We start from the raw sequence: 18877 nt of genomic DNA on the forward strand, positions 1-18877 counted from the left end.
AGAAATAGTAAAGTCATCTCAGGCTCCCGACTCAAGAGGACTACTGAAAGGTCATAAAAGCCAAACAGTCTATAGACGAGTACTCAAATGGTCTTACCGGATCATTTTCACCATAGAAGAAAATGAGCTTAGTGTTTTAGTGGTTAGAATCGATCATAGCAAAAGTAATCCTGCTGAACTCGAAAGCTTACCGTAAGCGTGCTGACCTGCTTTGGTAGGCAGTAAAGCGACGTGCATCAAAAACTCCCCTTCATACCAACCATCAGACTCCCTTGTAACCGCCGGTATTCTGCCTGTTCTACAAATGACGGAGCAGTGGTGAGCCTTAGCGTCTGCGAGCTATTTAGATTGAATAGATCCTGCCCGGAAAGGCTAAGTGTTAGCCAGGTGTTTAAGCTATAATCTAACCGGAAGTCTAATACATGAAGGTAGATGGAAGCACTAGCTATTCGATTGAGTTGCCAATCGTAATTTATTGAACCGTTCCACTTTTTGGCTTTATGGCGTAGGCCAACTCCCACTACCCAAGTATGCCAGTTTTGGTCAATCGCCCCTTGTTTTTGTTCGGACCAATTATAAGTACCCTGCAAATCGGCGTTCCATTGGCCTTTCCATAAGGAAGAAAAATGAGTACCAAGACTCAAATTACGGCCGTCAATATTTGAAAGAACGCCCCGCTCTATGGAGGTGAGCATTGTTCTCAGTCTTGTCTTCAACTGGTACTTTTTATTTCCAAAAGGCTGTGAATAGGACATGGCAATGGTAGTACTTTGCAACTTTGGGGCAAGAAAAATTTCACTGACTACAAAGTCGTTATCAAAGCTATTTAATCGTGAAATAGCATTGGTCTTTTCCTGGTAGTTGAATGTGCAGTTGATCGAAGACTTTTTATCTTTTTTCGAATTAAAGAAATAAAAATCTGCTTGTCGAGTGCGGGAGCTTTGCCCTGCTTCCAAGGCCGAAGAAATAACTTGTAAATTGTCCTGGAGCTGGTAAAATGCGAAGGTATTTCGTTGGTCAATGAACGCTTGCGTCTGTCGTAAAGAAAACCCGATGAACTTCACCAAACTCCAGCTGTGTTTGAAGCAAAAAAGGGGGTTCAGCCAGGTACGCTGAAAAGTCTGGTGAGATAGATCAAGGTTATTGTGTGCCAATTCCAGTTGCAGGTGTGTCATCCAATGGTCCGTTTTGATGCCATACCGGATGCTTGGCTGCCAGTTTTTCCAGTTGTACGCGTAACTAGACGCGTTGTCAAAGCCAGGCAGTTGATCAAATTGGATGCTCCTGCGAAGGTGACCAAACTCAAGGTGGTTCTTGATTTCAAGCAGGAAGATATTGTACTTATTTTCTAAAAACGAGGACAAAAAAACATTTACGCGTTGATCATCCAACCTTTGACCATAAACGGGCTCGCTACCGTTATCTTCAATAAAAGCAAGGTCAAGATGCTGGTCTTTTATGTCTACCCCCGTACGGTGCCCCGAAGACCAGTTGGACGGATGCCGCATGTTCACGGATACTACTGGCGAGTAGTGCGAAGAACGGTCGGTACTGGTAAACTCGGAAAAGTAGGACGCTTCTCTAAAAATCCCGGCACGGGTATCCGCCGCTTGCTGTTCATTGAACTGTGCGGTCATATCAAAGGCTAGTAGTAAATTTTTGGAGGGCTCGTATTTGGTCTGTAAGGTGCCAAAGAGCATAGGAAAGCGGGTCTGGCCCCTACCTTGACCTGTAAAGCTGGCATTTTCGTCGAAGAATTGAGTGGCTATATTCGCCTGTTCTCTGGCGGTTTTCCAGACGCCAAGAATTGTTGCGGTCACCCTGGTCTTTTCGCCGATGTCGTTGTCTATACCGGCAGAAAAAAGGTGTTGGGTTTCTTCAAAGGCATTTACATCGGGCAGAAGTGCCTTGGGTATGACTTCCACCTCTCCACTTTTTCCTCCACCAATTGAACTTAAGTCTGGCAACATCCCCAGATATTCTAAAGGCTGAATAACGGCTGCTCCTATATTGTTGGAGCGAACGAAAGCCGATTCTCCGCTTTTCTCTCTTGCTCTCAGGGCTTCTGCGCTTAGTTGGTATTTTTGGTTTGCTCCGCCCAGCGCTTCAGCTTTGCCGTTGACCTTACCGCGAGCCGCTTTTTTAAGACCGATGTTCATGGCTACATCCGATGAATGCCCTTGCGAAAAACGCAGATGAAAAGGTTTGTATTCGTGGACAATCTGGATCTTTTCGATATCCTCTGCTCGTAAGCTCTCTACGGCCAGACTGTGCTGGTTGTTCAGGATGTCTCGGCCTTCTACCCAGATCTGTTTGACCCGCTTGCCCTGGTACAGTATCTGATTACTGGTACTGATTTCTATGCCTGGCATCCGGCTTAGTAGGTCACCCAGGGTAAGGTCTGTTTTGGTCCTGAAACCTTCTACGTCAAATGTCAATGTATCACCGCTCTCCTTAATAAAACTTTGCTCGGCCGATACAATCACTTCATCAAGTTGCTGGGTGCAATTTTCCAGTTTTACGGCTAAAAAAATCGTTTTACTTTCAGAGAAATCAACCTTTTGAAGAAAAGGCGAACAGCCCAAAACCGAAACGATAAGATGAACGATGCTGTAGGAAGTGTCGACTTCAATTTCAAAGAAATCCCCCCCCTCTAAAATGAGATAGCCTATCCGTCTGAAAGAAGCATCCGCTAATTCAACTTCTATGAATGACTTCTCCATTTCATCATCGCTTGAGACGATACCTCGCAAGGTATGCTGGCTATAGCCAAAGACACTAAAGCCTAAAATGGAAGTGAGAAAGATTAAATATCTGGTTGCATACATCTATATGCCTAGTTTTTCAACCATCCTTTGTGCCCTTCTGCGGTATAGATCAAAGGAATCCAGCTTTGCGTCGGAAATTCATTATTGAGGAGCATAAACCATGCTGAATCAGGATCCTCAGGCGGATAGCTCGGCTTTGGTGTTTTTTCCCACGGTTGAATTTGGCTGACTTTGTTTTCCAATCCTGCAAAAGGGGCTATGAATTTAATATCAACGGCTTTCGTGATGTTTCCATCCCCCATGATGTGTTCTAAAACCAAACCGGGCAAATTACAATGGTATTTTTTCCTCGAATGAATAGGGCCATCTTTGTAAGGCAAGTCATTCGTAAACCAAATCTGATGAGTTTCTTTATTGATCACTACCGAAGCATAATGACATTCCAGTCCCAATATCTTCTTGGTTTTGGTTTTGTCAATTTCCCAGTCTACTGTTTCATCACAACTTTCAAAATAAGCAAAGTCGGCAGGTAGATTAGGATAAATAGAGAGCTTTTGACCAGCGGCATAATCCCGTATGCTGATGATGGAATATCGCCAGGCTTTGACTTTATTACCAGGAGATTCCACATAGACGGAATCNGTTGTAAAGATGCCAGCATGTTCATACAAACGCAAGGTGCTTCTTTCTTTTCCTTGTATGAATTCGATCCCATCTTTTTGACTGAAATACGAAGAGAGGTGAGGCGAGCGCTGCAAGGGGGTATACGCATCAATATTTTCGTACACTATACATACCGGAGGAGTGCTTTGCTGACCTAATAATAAGCTGGTAAGTAGTAGTAATAAAAAAGAGAGAATGGGTTGCATCGTTTATGGGGATTGGAGTTTTACCAAGAACTTGAAAGTAGATAAACCCAATGAACTCACCAAAAAGGATTTTCCAAGAGAAGAGTACACTGGACTTATGGTTGATCCAATATTAGCAACCATTGGCCTTTCCATAAGGAAGAAAAATGAGTATTAAGGTCAAGTTACGTCCATCAATATTTGAGAGCGCACCGCGCTCTAGAGTAGAACGAGAAGTAGATACGACAATCAAAAACGCTAACCAGCTTTTGTCAGGCTTATTACACTACACCTGTACAAGATTTAACCAAGACTAATATAAGTTCATTACATTTGATAGCGTTCGTCTTCAAAAACGCTCTCTAAACCTTGTTTTATGCCCCCCCTACATCTCAAAGTATTTCTATTTATTCGTACTCTGTTTTCCGATTACTTTACTCAATGCTCAATACTTAGAGCAATACGAACAAGCAGACGAAATTTCTACGGGAGATACTTACGGTACCTTAGATTGGTCGATCAACTCGGAGGATGGATACATTTATACTGCCGGGAAAACAACATTTCGAGGATTTAAAGACACCTATGTCATCCGAAAACTAGACACCCTAGGTAATATCTGCTGGTCTTCCGCAGAGAGAGGATACTTCATTCCGACTTCTAATTTCTTGAGAGACTTCAACCTCTTCGACGACAACTACCTGTATCTAGTAACCTCTGAAACAACCAATTCAGGGCCTAAGTATTTATGGAAAATTGATGCACTTGATGGCTCGTTAGCTTACAAGCAAGTTTTACCTGCTCAATTAGATCCTTCTGCAAATCGCAAGGTTATCCCTTTCAATGCGGATACACTCCTTTTTTCTTTTCGCCCGGCATCTTCTCCTAGCACTGGCTCCAAAGGAATTGCCTGGATCGACCGGACTACTGGCGTCACGCTGTCTATACAGGATATTCTTGCTCCACAAATAGAGAGTGATGTTCCAATCGTTGTGATTGATAATGATCGGCATCTGATTTTCAGCTCTGCTGATACCTTGTATAAGATGAACCCTTTTATTTCCGACAGTATCATCTGGAAGACTCCTTTACTTTCTCCTTACAGTAATAGTACCGTTTCCCCTCAATCACTCCATTATGCAGACGGAGAGAATGCCCTATACGTGGCGGGAATTATTGATAATTATTCCGAGGGGTTCGCAAGTCGCCTAAATACACTGACAGGTGAAATAGAATGGATGACATTCATCGAAAGTAACGATGATATTGATTTCAGTAATTACCTATTTGATCAAGCGTACTATTACGTTAACTGGCGACCATCTACTACTGGTAACTCCAAGGTTCTTGTAAACAAATTTGACAGAATTACAGGAGAGATCGTTTGGGAATCGGCCTCCAATTACGAGGTCGGTAATAACCGAGAACAAGCTGGCTTAGAGATGATACAGGATGATAATGCGCTATATCTAACAGGCTACTTCACCACTAGCCAGGGATACACCAACTGGGGCATGCTAAAATTGCAAAAATCAGATGGGGGATTGGTTTACTCGACGTTGATCACCAACATCCAACAAAGCATTGGCAGCCTAGGTATCGGCTTAAAGGTTCTGAATGACAGGGTAGCTTGTTTAGGAACAAAAAGGCTTGAGCAAAACCTTGGCCTTGCCACCGAGCAATGGGTGGAAATTGATAATGAAAACGGAGACATTCTACTTGAAAAAATCATCCCCGATACGATCCCATTCCCTTCAGCTATAGTAAATATCGAACAAGCTGGCCCCGGAATCTTAGCCATTCTACAACAACATGGCACCAAAGCCAAATTGAGCCTAAAAACCACCAATGGAGAAACCCAATGGGATACGGTCTTCACAAGCCCTAACTATCCCAATTTCCAGCCTCAATACCTTGAGGCCATTAATGATTCAACTCTATTTATTGGTGGAATTGGAAGTAATGACATTGAACTACTATTGGCTCCAGACCCCTACGAGACTTATGAGCAGGAGATGAGGTTCTACATTTTCAACACCAATCAGCGAACCTTCATCAACTACGGACAAAACCTCCTAGGTAATTCAATCAGGCCGTTTAAAATTGTAGATATTCTTTGCGATCCTGGTACAAACAACTTGTTTATCTGTGGAGCACAGTCGGATAATCTTAACTTATATCGCTTTGACTACGGGATAAACGTTCCTGCTATGTTATTAGCAGACCGAACCGCAGATAATGGAACAGAAACCAGTGAATGGATGACACATGCTCAACTTATGGTTGACGTTTCTCCTGATCATTTTCTCTTCATTTCGAAAAACAAATGGTACCGCGTTCCCAAAACGAACCTTTCCTTGTTGACGGGCTACCCTGGCACTGGTGCAGCTCGCCTACATCATATCGACACTTTTCCTGATGGTCGCTTTTTTGTCAATGGACGTATTGGCTATTCACAGATATCTTATATTATTGACCCATTAGATTGGGAAGAGATTCAATATGTACAAATATGCCAAGGCAGTTATGCTGCTAAAAAATGGGTACAAGGAGAGTCTGACAATTATATTTATTCCCTCTGTGCCGGAGAAAACAGTACGGCTGTCGCCAAGTACGATATCACAGCCAATTCAATTGTTTGGCAACAAGAAGTCTCTTCGTCTGATCCTTTATACACATTAGCAACGGCAACAGATATTACGTTTAATACCGCTGGCCAATACATAGCTATCACCGGTCACCGAAGATCAACAACAGGTGGAGAAGAGCAATTGTATTTTGCAACCCTAAATACAGATGGTAATATTACTTCTGCCATTAGCCACGAGGCCGTCGGTATTTTACAAAATGCCCGTGGTCTTGTTTTGCATAGTGATGCCAGCAGCACCGCAACGGTAATGGGAGGAACACTAAAACGGGCTCCTGGCCCAAGCGAAGCCGCTCTATTTTACATCAACGAGCTATCGTTGGAAAACCGGATCATTGCTAAGGTGTTTTTGGACGACAATCAAGATGGCTTACAACAAACAGGCGAACCTACCATTCCCGTTGGGGATTTCCTAATTGACAACCAACAACAACTATTTCCTAATCAGTTAGGATATATTCATCACCTAACGATACCCGGACTACATGAAGTCAGTTACCAACTCCCTGACCAATGGCAACTGACATCCGAATTCTTAACCTATGAAGTTGACCCTTACGACATTACACAGGAAACAGACACACTCTGTTTCGGCATTTCGCCTACGGAAGATAACGCGAACATCAGACCTTTCCTGAATGCAGAACAATTCATCTGTAATGAAGAAAATCAGGTTCATCTTCAGTTCAAAAATATAGGTACTACAGCTACAGATGTACAAATTAGCCTTACTTACATTGGTGAATTTATTAACGCTGACACTCCTCCTGAAAGTCAGCAAGCAGATACACTGTTCTGGTTGTATTCTGATATTCTACCTGGTACCACACAAACCAATACGATCACCCTACTTTCCCCCACTGCCCAGCAATTAGGAGAATTATTGACCTTAGAATTAACAGCCACCTGGTACGATACGGATGGCGTTACACTAATCGATACAACATTCAGGTACCAAGATATACTACTTTGTAGTTACGATCCTAATGATAAACAGGTTTCTCCAAAGGGAGAAGGACCAGCCAGCGAAATACTCAAAAATGAAGCGTTGTTCTACACCATTCGCTTCCAAAATACAGGTAATTTTCCCGCTCAGGATATTGAGATCATTGACGATCTGCACGAAGGCTTTGACTTACCGACTTTCGAATTCATTAATGCCAGTCATCCAATTACAGAAATAAAACGTGTAGACAGTCGTCTATTCTTTGTTTTTGAAGACATTTGGCTACCCGATTCCGTCAACAATGAACCCGAAAGCCATGGCTTCGTAAGCTTCAAAATTTCTCCTCAGCCAAATCTGCCGGACAACTACGTAATCAACAATACGGCAAGTATATATTTCGACCAAAACCCAGCCATTGTTACAAATACCGTTACTAATACACTGGTAAATATTATTTCTAGTAATGAAGAAATCCCCCCTGCTACAAAGTCTAATTTTCTGATTGCACCAAACCCTGTTACCAACGCTTTCTTTATTCGAAAATTGGCCGATGATGGAATCTCTTATCCATTAGTTCTCCATGATGCTAGAGGAAGGGTCGTACAGAGATGTACCCTCGTTGACAACGAAAAAGAAATAACAACCTCAGCCTTGGCTGCAGGGCTTTATTTGTTACGAATAGGTCATTTAGAAGTAATAAAAATCATTATAAAATAGCCCCCCTACTCTTCCTCCTCCGGAAACTCAAGCAGCAGCTGTATCCCAACTCCATCCCCCTCTTGCTCACGCTCTAGGTTGGAGATCGACATGCCGAGGAGGCGCACCTCCCCCACTTCGGAGATGTTTTCTTCTAGTAAGGCAAAGACGACTTTCCGTAGTTCTCCCAGCTGGCGGACTTCGCTATTGAACGAGCGGGAACGGGTAAAAACCTGAAACTCCGGCGTCTTCATTTTGATGGTGACGGTACGGCCAAAATTTTGGGTCTTCTTCATGTAATCGAAGACTTTCTCCGTGAGATAGGCCAGCTTCTCTTTCATGATCGGCAGCTCGCGGAGGTTCTCCGAATAGGTGCGCTCCGCCCCGATAGATTTCCGTATCCGATTAGGGTTCACGGGGCGTTCGTCTTGGCCACGCACAATCCGGTAGTAGTGGCGGCCTGCTTTCCCAAAGCGTTTCACCAACTGTATTTCCGTTAGCTCCCGCAGGTGCTCGCCGGTACGGATGCCCATCCGTTGGAGCTTACTCGCCGTCACTTTTCCGATGCCGTGGAATTTCTCAATCGGTAGTGCACTCAAAAACGCCAATGCCTCGTCCGGCAGGATAACCTTCATCCCGTCCGGCTTATTGATATCGGAAGCTACCTTGGCTAAAAATTTGCAGTAAGAGATGCCTGCCGATGCCGTCAGCTGCGTGCGCTCCAATATCTTGGTTCGTATCGCTTGCGCGATCAAAGTAGCAGAATGAGGACCTAGCTTGGGCTCCGTCACATCCAAGTAAGCTTCATCCAATGAAAGCGGCTCTACCAAATCTGTATATTCATGGAAGATTTCCCGAATCTGGCTCGACACCTCTTTATATACATCAAAACGGTGGCGAACGAAAATTAGCGACGGGCACAAACGCTGCGCCGTCACACTCGGCATCGCTGAACGCACCCCATAGCGACGAGCTTCATAGCTGGCCGCTGCAACCACCCCGCGTAAACCACCGCCACCTACCGCAATAGGTTTACCCCGCAACGAAGGGTCATCCCGCTGCTCCACCGATGCATAAAAAGCATCCATGTCAATGTGTATTATTTTACGCGAGGTATCCAATCGGGGAATTAGTATTGAAGGGCTTTTCATCAACCTTTTGAACCAAAAAAGGGATTATAAGGTCATTTAAGTCCTTTCTAAATGCTTATATGTTCTTATATGGTTCAGAATAAAAACATAAAATTAGCTATTTCGATTTAAACTTCACTGGTGCCAAGAAAGCCCGATTAGTCATGTAGACTCATCAAAAACACCAAACTACGCTGATATTCTCCCGCCATAAGGGACCTCAAACACCTTACCTTCTTTGGCTAATGAGGTATTAGAGAAAATCGTCTGTGCTTCGGTCAGCAAAGGGCTCAGGTCACCATAGCGGGGCGAGAAATGCCCTAGCACCAATTTCTTCACTTCGCCTGCGAGGCCGACCTCTGCTGCCTGAGCAGCTGTTGAGTGTCCTGAAATTTCCGCTTGTTCTCTGAGCTCGTTCAGAAAAGTGGCTTCGTGGAATAAGATATCTACTCCTTTTATATAAGGTAGCAACGCTGAATTCGGACGAGTATCACTTGCGTAAGCAAAAGAACGTGCAGGTGGAGGGTCGACCGTAAGCTCAGTATTAGGTACAAGCTTACCGGTGGCTGCCTGATAATCACCTCCTGCCTTGATGGCCGGAATATTCTTGTAAGGAATTTCGTATGCTTGAATAGCGGAGCTTAAAATAGTGCGAGGTCGTGGTTTTTCCTGAATAAGATAGCCAACAGTAGGCACCCGATGGGAAAGCGGCAGCGTTTTTACGGTAACCACTTTGTCTTCAAAAACCAATTCCGGTGTCTGCTCAGGGTCAACAACAATGTATTTTACCGGATAAGGCAAACCAGTATGGCTGTGTTCGAAAACCGCTGCTAGGTAAGGTTCCAAGCCTGGAGGACTAACAATAGTCAAAGGAGTGTTACGCTGATTCATACCCCAAGACGTCAACAATCCCGGTAAACCGTAAATATGGTCACCATGAAGGTGAGAGATGAGAATAACATCAATACTACTCCACCCCAATCCATTTCGCTGGAGGGAAATTTGAAGTCCCTCACCACAATCAATCAGGAATCCGGCTTTACCGGTTTTAAGATATTGCCCACTAGGCCAACGCCCTGGCACCGGACCAGCAGCAGAGGTGCCCAAAGTCGTTAGCTTGAAATCCATCCTTTTTACTAATGATCGGCAGGAGCCTGATCACCGTCTTCCGCATTGATTTCTCGTTCCAATTCCTCCATAAAAACGAACTCAATCGACTCTTCAACCGTCGGAATAATCGACAAGACAGAATCAAGGCGAGAAATTTCGATCAATTTCTTCACACTAGGATGAGTTACACCCGTCAGAATGAACGATCCAAGTGGTTTCCACAAACGGTTTGCTGTCAAGATGGCACTGAGGCCCGAAGAGTCAACATACTGAACTTGCGAAAGATCGAAAATAAGGTTACGCACTCCTTCGTTGGCGAAAATAACCAATTCCGACTTCAACTTCGGTGCCAATATAGAGTTTAGGTTCTCTTCTGACAGTTGAAAAACGGCGTACTTGTCTTTTTTGTCTATGCTGTACTTCATTAATGCTGAACTTTGCTGATACGGTATCTTGGTGAAACCGCAAGACGCAAATGTAAGCAAGAAAAAGCTGTCGGCCAATAGGCAAAGTAAATTAAGTTTATGTTAATCTGTCAACCAGCCGCCCTTTTTACCGCCTAATTGGCAGTTATTAGTATAATTTTTAAACGTGGCACCATTTTTTCTGTTAAGTAGGCATTAATTGATTTTTTTCGTCATACAGGCATCGGAAAAAAAGGCAAGGAAGGATGAAACTTCATCAAGGCAAACTTTGTTTTCTTACAGAAGTCCCCTATTATTGTTCACCATAATCCTTGAACAGCCTAAAAGATAAAGCGAGTAAAAAACATGAATAATAACCGCAGATTTTCACCACAAGTCAAGCAAGTCATCTCCCGCAGCCGCAGCGAAGCGGTTCGCCTTGGGCACGGCTTCATTGGCACCGAGCATTTACTGCTGGGCCTACTGACCGACAATGACAACTTAGCACTGCGGGTACTAGAATCGCTGGAGGTAGACCCCGGTGAATTGCGCAGTTCCGTCGTAGAAAGCATTCATCGTATCCCCAGCTCGGGCAATACGGGCCTCAATGTGGGCAATTTGCCGCTTAACAAGCAGGCTGAAAAAGTCCTTAAAGTGACTTTCCTCGAAGCGAAAATGCTCAAGAGCGAAGAAATTAGCCCTGAGCATTTACTTCTTTCCATCCTTAAGGATAAGGATAATCCCGCTTCGAAGATTATGCGTCAATACGACGTCGATTACGATTTATTCAAAGCAGAATTAGAATACGTGAAACAAGAACAAGATTTCACTAGTGGCACCGACCCTTATACGCGTGCTTCCGGTGACCAGGATGAGCCCTACGAAGAGGAAGAAGGCGGCACCCGTGGCGGTTCTTACCAGCAACGCGGTAAAGGTGCTACAAAGTCTCGTACACCGGTCCTCGACAATTTTGGGCGCGATATCACAAAGCTCGCCGATGAGGGTAAATTAGACCCTATCATTGGTCGTGAAAATGAGATCGAGCGTGTCAGCCAGATTCTTAGCCGCAGAAAAAAGAACAATCCTATCCTCATCGGTGAACCCGGTGTTGGTAAAACAGCAATAGTGGAAGGCCTTGCCTTGCGCATTCAGCAAAAGAAAGTATCACGTACGCTTTTCAACAAGCGCATCGTAATGCTTGACCTTGCAGCCCTTGTTGCTGGTACCAAATACCGTGGTCAGTTTGAAGAACGGATGAAAGCCATCATGACGGAGCTTGAAAAGAGCCGTGATGTCATTCTGTTCATCGATGAGATTCACACCATCGTAGGTGCAGGTGGAGCTACCGGGTCCCTGGATGCTTCCAATATTTTCAAGCCAGCACTGGCTCGAGGGGAATTGCAATGTATTGGTGCTTCTACCCTTGATGAGTATCGCCAACACATTGAAAAAGATGGCGCACTGGATCGTCGTTTCCAAAAAGTAATGGTTGACCCGCCAAGTGCGGAGGAAGCTATCCATATCTTGGAAAACATCAAGTCTAAATACGAAGAGTTCCACAACGTTGTCTACTCCGACGATGCCATCAAGGCTTGCGTTAAATTGAGTGACCGTTATATTACCGATCGCTTCCTGCCGGATAAAGCTATCGACGTTCTGGATGAAGTAGGTGCTCGCACACACTTGAAAAACATCCATGTGCCTAAGCACATCGAAGAGTTGGAAGCCAAGATTGAAAAGGTCAAGGAACAGAAAAACCAGGCCGTTCGCAATCAGCAGTATGAAAAAGCTGCCGACTTGCGCGATCAGGAATCAAAACTGGGCCGCAACCTCGAACAGGCAAAAGTAACCTGGGAGGAAGAAGCCAAGACCAAGCGTTATCCCGTAGAGGAAGAAGATATTGCCGAAGTGGTTTCTATGATGACCGGTATCCCCGTACGTCGGGTAGCACAATCGGAAAGCAAGAAACTGGTTGGTATGACCAATGATCTGCGTAGTGTTATTATTGGCCAGGATGAAGCTCTTGCGAAAGTGACCAAAGCCATCCAGCGGAATCGTGTCGGATTGAAAGACCCGAAGAAGCCTATTGGAACCTTTATCTTCCTCGGTCCTACCGGAGTCGGTAAAACAGAATTGGCAAAATCACTGGCGCGTTACATTTTTGATAGCGATGATGCGCTCGTTCGTATCGACATGAGTGAATACATGGAGAAATTCTCCGTTAGCCGATTGATTGGAGCGCCTCCAGGGTACGTCGGTTACGAAGAAGGTGGACAGCTTACCGAACGTGTACGCCGTAAGCCCTACTCTGTGATCTTGCTCGATGAAATCGAAAAAGCACACCCTGACGTTTACAATATCCTACTCCAGGTACTGGATGACGGACAGTTAACGGATGGCCTTGGACGTAAAGTAGACTTCAAGAATACATTGATCATTATGACGTCTAACATTGGTGTACGTCAGTTGAAAGATTTTGGTCAAGGCGTTGGTTTTAAAACGGCCGCTCGGGAAGAAGCTGCGGAGACCCACAGTAAGAGTGTTATTCAAAATGCCCTGAAACGGACCTTCTCTCCTGAATTCCTTAACCGTATCGACGATGTAGTCATATTCAATAGCCTAGACCAGGAAGAAATCTTCCAGATCATCAATATTACGTTGAAAGATTTGTTTGAGCGCCTGGCTGGAATGGAATACACGCTGCAATTATCTGATGAAGCAAAGAAATTTGTTGCAGAGAAAGGATTTGACCCACAATTTGGTGCTCGCCCGCTACAACGAGCTATTCAAAAGTATCTTGAAGATCCGTTGGCTGAGTTTATTCTCACCAACAATCCCCCGGCAGGTACTGTCCTTGAGGCAGTTATGAACGAAAACGAGGATGGTTTAGATATTACTCTAGCTACTGAAGAAGTAAATTCTGACGTAGAAGAATAAAAATTGTCCTATCTTGTAAGCACGCTTTCAGGAACCCGTCCGGAAAGCGTGCTTTCATTTATATTTTTAACTAAATTTTATATCATTTGGCAAAGAGAAGAGGTTCAAAAAACAGAAACCAACGAAGAGAAGACCCAAAAGACCAGTTTCGTGTTAATGATCAAATCCGGATTCCGGAAGTTCGATTAGTAGGAGATAACCTAGAGGAGGTCAGTGAAATAGCTGGCAGAAAAGTAGATCCCGGTATCTACAATACCCGTCAAGCCATTGACTGGGCACGTCGCCTGGAACTTGACCTGGTGGAAATTTCCCCTAATGCCGCACCGCCCGTAGTCAAAATCATTGATTACAATAAATTCTTGTACGAAAAGAAGAAGCGGGAAAAAGAAATCAAATCAAAGGCTGTTAAGACGGTAGTGAAAGAAATTCGCTTCGGCCCTAATACGGACGAGCACGATTTCGAGTTCAAGCTGCGTCATGCACAACGATTCTTGGAGGAAGGTGCTAAAGTTAAAGCTTATGTACATTTCCGTGGCCGTACGATTGTTTTCAAAGATCGCGGAGAGCTCTTATTGCTGCGTTTCCTCAAAGAATTGGAAGAATTCGGAGCAGCAGAAGCATTACCCAAGATGGAAGGACGCCGTATGACGGTGATCGTCCAGCCTAAAAAGGGTAAAAAGTAAGGTATCTCTTGGTTTCTTTCTAAAGGATCACTACCTTTGCGGACCGTTTAAAGAAAACAAATTTTGTTATGCCAAAAATGAAGACCCATTCCAGCGCGAAGAAACGCTTCAAGTTGACTGGATCAGGGAAAATCAAGCGTTTTCAGGCTTACACTTCGCACATGATGCGGAACAAAAGTAAGAAAGCCAAGCTCAATCTACGTGATTCAGCACTGGTAAGTACTGCCGACAGTCCTCGCATCCGTCGTATGCTTTGTAAGTAATTTTATCATTAATTCAGTGATTTTTCACGAGAGTGTAGGTATAAGTGCAAAAAGCCTCTACACTGAACAAAAAATCGAACTATGCCACGTTCAGTAAATGCCGTCGCTTCACGTCGCCGGCGCAAAAAAATTCTCAAGGCTGCCAAAGGTTACTTTGGTGCCCGTAAAAATGTTTATACCGTTGCCAAGAATGCCGTGGAGAAAGCCATGCAGTATTCTTACCGTGACCGTAGAAACAAGAAGCGTGCTTTCCGCCGTCTGTGGATCGCTCGTATCAACGCGGGTGCGCGTATGCACGGTCTAACTTACAGCCGTTTAATCCACGGCCTAAAAGAGAGTAATATCGATCTGAATCGTAAAGTACTAGCCGACTTGGCAATGAACCACCCTGATGTATTTAAGGAGGTTGTTGCTAAAGCTCAAAAGTAATTTACTTACTGATTGGAAATATAAAACGCCACTGTGGTTCAACCGCAGTGGCGTTTTTCGTTTGGCTCTTTCAATACGATCCTAGACTTATCAGGACTAGACCTTACGGGGCAGCGCCTCACAAGTAAGAGGAGACGTGAAGCTAAATGAGCAAAGAAAGAAGGGGACTTGACGATACAAATCCCCCTGCGAATGAAAATGAAGTAATTCCTTAAGGGAGGTAATCAGCAGGATTAACTGGCACACCGTTCTTGATCACTTCATAGTGAAGGTGGGTGCCTAACGATAAGCCTGAATTGCCCACCGAACCGATCTGCTGTCCGGCAGTAATTTCCTCTCCTACTGCTACATCAATATTTTCCAAGTGAGCATACAGTGTTTGGTAGATTTCATCGTGAAGGATAATAATGCAATTGCCGTACTTTTCCTTGGTACCCGCTTCGAGGACTATGCCATTTCCGGCAGCAAGTACGGGTGTTCCGAGCGGAGCCTTCCAATCGACGCCACGATGTAATACTTCCTTTTTGGAGATGGGGTGGATACGATTCCCATAATCTGAGGTCAACTCATGCCTGTCTGTGAGGGGACAAAAGGAGGGCGGCTCGAAATACTCAGCCGTAGCTAGGGCGGGTATCTCTTGACTTGTTTTCTCCGGAAGTTTTTCAGATGATGCTCCCGATGATGGGGAGAAAAAAGTAATTGTGCTCATTCCTATGAGCAAAATGCCAATCAGTTTTACCATGGTAAATCTTTTTTGGGTGGATGAATGAATTTTCTTTACTTCACTTTCATTCCATCGTTCCCGGCAGCGGAGGAAGGCTTCATCAAAGCCCACACCTGCTCCCATGGTTTTTTCAATATCACAACAAAGATGATCTAGCAACTCGTCTTTTTGAGGCGCTGTAAGTTTTCGGTACTGCCGCAAAAAGGCATCTACTTGCCCCGTTTGATCCGTATCCAATATCATTGTTAGTCGAGATTTAACTTAAAGATGCGGTTCATCGTCAGTACGAAATCCCGAAACTCATCCAAATAATCGGTAGCACTTACAGTGCCAATATCACTGAGCAGGTAGTATTTACGCACACGCCCCCCTACCCTTTCCTTTTCGGAAATGATCAGGCCAGCTTTTTCCAATTTGTGCAATGTTGGATACAATGCCCCCTCGGTGAGTTCCAGTTCGCCATCAGTAAGTTCTCTCACCCGCTGGGTGATTTGATAGCCGTACATCCTGCCTTCTGCTTGCAACAGGTGCAAAATCAGTGTTTTCAGGGTGCCTTTAAAGAGTTCTTTTGAATGCATAATACAAAGATGCATAATATTCTTATGCATTGAAAGCATTGACTGAAATTTTAACACTTTTTGCCAAAAGTATCGGAAGGGGAAGCGCCCTTGTCTCAAAGTTGGAAAGGTGGAAGTGTTGGAAAAGTGTAAAGGTTATACACGCCCTTCTTAAAGTCGGATGCTACTAGCGAAACCAACCAACAACAATCAACCATCAACCATTTTTACACCATCCAACAAGCAAACCATCGAACCATCGAACCATCGAAACCAAAAAGCCCCCCACGCAAAAGCGTAGAGGGCTAATTTTTTTTAGCATGTAAAGCCGCGAATCATCGCGTCTCAACGCCACGACTTACATCATGCCGCCCATTCCACCCATGCCGCCAGGCATACCAGCAGGCATACCGCCGCCGCCTTCTGGTTCAGGCTTATCGTTGATTACACACTCCGTTGTGAGTACCATACCTGCGATAGAAGACGCATTTTCCAAAGCAATACGGGTCACTTTGGTTGGGTCAATTACACCTGCTTTCTTCAGGTCTTCAAACACATCGGTACGAGCATTGTAGCCGTAGCTACCTTTGCCGTTGCTTACGTTCTGTAGGATCACACTACCTTCTACACCAGCGTTGTCCGAAATGGTACGTAGCGGAGATTCGAGTGACTTGCGAACGATATTGATACCAATGGTCTGGTCTTCGTTATCGCCTTTCATGCCTTCTAGGGAAGAAATTGCACGTACAAGCGCAACACCACCACCAGCAACGATACCTTCTTCTACCGCAGCGCGGGTAGCGTGAAGTGCATCATCTACACGGTCTTTCTTTTCTTTCATCTCTACTTCGGTAGGCGCGCCTACGTAAAGTACAGCTACACCACCAGACAATTTAGCAAGACGCTCCTGGAGCTTCTCACGGTCGTAGTCAGAAGTAGTAGACTCGATCTGAGCTTTGATCTGGTTGATACGAGCAGTAATCAGGTCGTCAGTACCAGCACCATCTACGATGGTAGTATTATCTTTGTCAACGGTGATTTTCTCCGCCTGACCAAGGTGTTCTAGCTCTACGCTGTCCAACTTGTAACCTTTTTCTTCGCTGATTACGGTACCACCAGTCAGTACAGCGATGTCTTCCAACATTGCTTTACGACGATCACCAAAACCAGGAGCCTTAACAGCAACGATCTTCAACTGTGCACGTAGGCGGTTGACCACCAATACGCCCAATGCCTGGCTTTCGATATCCTCGGCAATTACCAATAGTGGGCGACCAGCCTGTACAACTTTTTCCAGAATTGGAACGATATCCTGCATGTTGCTGATCTTCTTATCGTGGATCAGAATGTAAGGATTATCATACTCTGTGATCATGTTTTCAGCATCGGTCACGAAGTAAGGAGACAAGTAGCCACGGTCAAACTGCATACCCAATACTTCTTCTACGTAAGTGTCAGTACCTTTTGCTTCTTCTACCGTGATCACACCATCCTTGCTTACACGCTTCATAGCGTCAGCGATGAGGGTACCAATCTCGTTATCGTTGTTAGCAGAAATCGATGCTACTTGCTTGATTTTCTCGAAGTCATCACCAATTACTTCGCTCTGCTCCTTCAGGTTGGCAATAACAGCTTTCACTGCCTTGTCCATACCGCGCTTCAGGTCCATCGGGTTAGCACCTGCAGTAACATTCTTCAAACCTGCACCGATCATAGCCTGTGCCAAAACAGTGGCGGTAGTCGTACCATCACCCGCAATATCAGCGGTTTTGCTGGCTACTTCCTTTACCATCTGAGCGCCCATATTTGCTACGGCGTCTTCCAGTTCGATCTCTTTGGCAACGGTTACACCATCCTTAGTGATTTGTGGTGCGCCAAAGCTTTTCTGAATAACAACGTTACGACCTTTAGGTCCTAGCGTTACTTTTACTGCGTTCGCCAGGGCATCTACGCCATTGCGTAGTTTCTCCCGTGCGTCTCTGTCAAAGCTAATTTCCTTAGCCATATCTATAATGTGTTTTGAATTTTTTTTGGAAAAATCTGAGCATCAGTAAGGAAACAGGTAACAAAACCGGCTTCTAAATACCAATGATCTCGAAGTTTGATGTGAGCGTTGTTAAGCGCTACTACAGAATGATCAAGACGTCGTCTTCGCGCATGATGAGGTAGTCCTCGCCTTCGAAGTTGATTTCCTGGCCAGCGTATTTGCCGTAGAGAACGACATCTCCGATTTGTACAGTCATCAAGTTGCCGTCCTTACCAGGACCAACTGCTACAACCTCGCCACGTTGGGGCTTTTCCTTGGCTGTATCCGGAATAATGATACCACCTTTTGTGGTTTCTTCTGCCGTAGCCGGCTTGATCACTACTCGGTCGTTGATGGGCTTCATAAATGAATAAGTTTGATTATCGATTGAAATAATTAATTAATTGGGAAGTTGCCATGATGACAACACCGATCTATTAGCATAATACGTGCCAAATACGCCCAAGCTGACAAAGCGACAGTTTGACGGTAAATGCGGCAGAGGTTTGCGATTTTGGCCGTGAAATTTTGACAGGACCGCATGGTGTAAGCAGGTGTTTTTGGGCGCTCCCCTGCGGGTCAGGCTATCCGCTCTCATGCTGGTATTAGCACCGCGATGCATCGCGGTGCTAATACCAGCATACCGCTTCTATCCTTAGCGCATTTTTGGTATCCTTCGATTGTTTCTTTTGGGCGATGGGTATGTGCG

The 18877-nt window shown here is 44.8% G+C and carries 14 protein-coding genes; 5 read left to right on the top strand and 9 right to left on the bottom strand.

Annotated elements, in window-relative coordinates; all coding sequences use genetic code 11:
* Window positions 1–236 precede the first annotated feature (236 nt).
* Entirely contained in the window at window positions 237–2828 is a 2592-nt protein-coding gene (locus A3EU_RS0100585; RefSeq protein WP_020534168.1) for a hypothetical protein, read from the bottom strand.
* 8 nt (window positions 2829–2836) lie between these two features.
* Window positions 2837–3637, bottom strand: coding sequence for a GLPGLI family protein (locus A3EU_RS0100590; RefSeq protein ID WP_020534169.1), 801 nt, complete (start codon window positions 3635–3637; stop codon window positions 2837–2839).
* Window positions 3638–4284: 647 nt separating this feature from the next.
* Here A3EU_RS0100590 and A3EU_RS0100600 point away from each other — a divergent pair.
* On the top strand, window positions 4285–7926 hold the full coding sequence (locus tag A3EU_RS0100600) for a T9SS type A sorting domain-containing protein (protein WP_020534171.1): 3642 nt from the start codon (window positions 4285–4287) through the stop codon (window positions 7924–7926).
* Between the two features lie 5 nt (window positions 7927–7931).
* On the opposite strand, the gene dinB is transcribed toward A3EU_RS0100600, so the two are convergent.
* From dinB to A3EU_RS0100620, 3 genes are all read right to left on the bottom strand, one after another.
* On the bottom strand, window positions 7932–9056 hold the full coding sequence (gene dinB, locus A3EU_RS0100605) for a DNA polymerase IV (protein ID WP_071596845.1): 1125 nt from the start codon (window positions 9054–9056) through the stop codon (window positions 7932–7934).
* 168 nt (window positions 9057–9224) lie between these two features.
* Complete coding sequence (locus A3EU_RS28915; protein ID WP_020534174.1) at window positions 9225–10163, bottom strand: ribonuclease Z; 939 nt, start codon at window positions 10161–10163, stop codon at window positions 9225–9227.
* Between the two features lie 8 nt (window positions 10164–10171).
* Complete coding sequence (locus tag A3EU_RS0100620; protein ID WP_020534175.1) at window positions 10172–10570, bottom strand: STAS domain-containing protein; 399 nt, start codon at window positions 10568–10570, stop codon at window positions 10172–10174.
* Window positions 10571–10915: 345 nt separating this feature from the next.
* Between A3EU_RS0100620 and A3EU_RS0100625 the strand changes: the two genes are divergently transcribed.
* The 4 genes from A3EU_RS0100625 to rplT all read left to right on the top strand — a co-directional run bounded on the left by A3EU_RS0100625 (window position 10916) and on the right by rplT (window position 14861).
* A complete protein-coding gene (locus A3EU_RS0100625) occupies window positions 10916–13486 on the top strand; it encodes an ATP-dependent Clp protease ATP-binding subunit (protein WP_020534176.1) in 2571 nt (856 codons plus the stop codon).
* An 86-nt stretch (window positions 13487–13572) separates the two neighbouring features.
* Window positions 13573–14169 (top strand): translation initiation factor IF-3, encoded by a 597-nt coding sequence (gene infC, locus A3EU_RS0100630; protein ID WP_020534177.1) that lies wholly within the window; start codon window positions 13573–13575, stop codon window positions 14167–14169.
* Window positions 14170–14237: 68 nt separating this feature from the next.
* On the top strand, window positions 14238–14432 hold the full coding sequence (gene rpmI, locus A3EU_RS0100635; RefSeq protein ID WP_020534178.1) for a 50S ribosomal protein L35: 195 nt from the start codon (window positions 14238–14240) through the stop codon (window positions 14430–14432).
* Between the two features lie 81 nt (window positions 14433–14513).
* Entirely contained in the window at window positions 14514–14861 is a 348-nt protein-coding gene (gene rplT / locus A3EU_RS0100640; protein ID WP_020534179.1) for a 50S ribosomal protein L20, read from the top strand.
* Window positions 14862–15072: 211 nt separating this feature from the next.
* Here the strand turns inward: rplT and A3EU_RS32300 are convergent, their stop codons facing one another.
* The 4 genes from A3EU_RS32300 to A3EU_RS0100660 form a co-directional block, all read right to left on the bottom strand.
* Complete coding sequence (locus tag A3EU_RS32300; RefSeq protein ID WP_020534180.1) at window positions 15073–15828, bottom strand: M23 family metallopeptidase; 756 nt, start codon at window positions 15826–15828, stop codon at window positions 15073–15075.
* Between the two features lie 2 nt (window positions 15829–15830).
* Window positions 15831–16163, bottom strand: coding sequence for a PadR family transcriptional regulator (locus tag A3EU_RS0100650; RefSeq protein ID WP_044085300.1), 333 nt, complete (start codon window positions 16161–16163; stop codon window positions 15831–15833).
* 337 nt (window positions 16164–16500) lie between these two features.
* On the bottom strand, window positions 16501–18147 hold the full coding sequence (groL, locus tag A3EU_RS0100655) for a chaperonin GroEL (RefSeq protein WP_020534182.1): 1647 nt from the start codon (window positions 18145–18147) through the stop codon (window positions 16501–16503).
* Between the two features lie 121 nt (window positions 18148–18268).
* Window positions 18269–18532: a co-chaperone GroES gene (locus A3EU_RS0100660; RefSeq protein ID WP_020534183.1), complete on the bottom strand. Its 264-nt coding sequence runs from the start codon at window positions 18530–18532 to the stop codon at window positions 18269–18271.
* Between the last annotated feature and the right edge of the window lie 345 nt (window positions 18533–18877).

It is taken from the genome of Lewinella cohaerens DSM 23179 (assembly GCF_000379805.1).
GTDB classification, from domain to species: domain Bacteria; phylum Bacteroidota; class Bacteroidia; order Chitinophagales; family Saprospiraceae; genus Lewinella; species Lewinella cohaerens.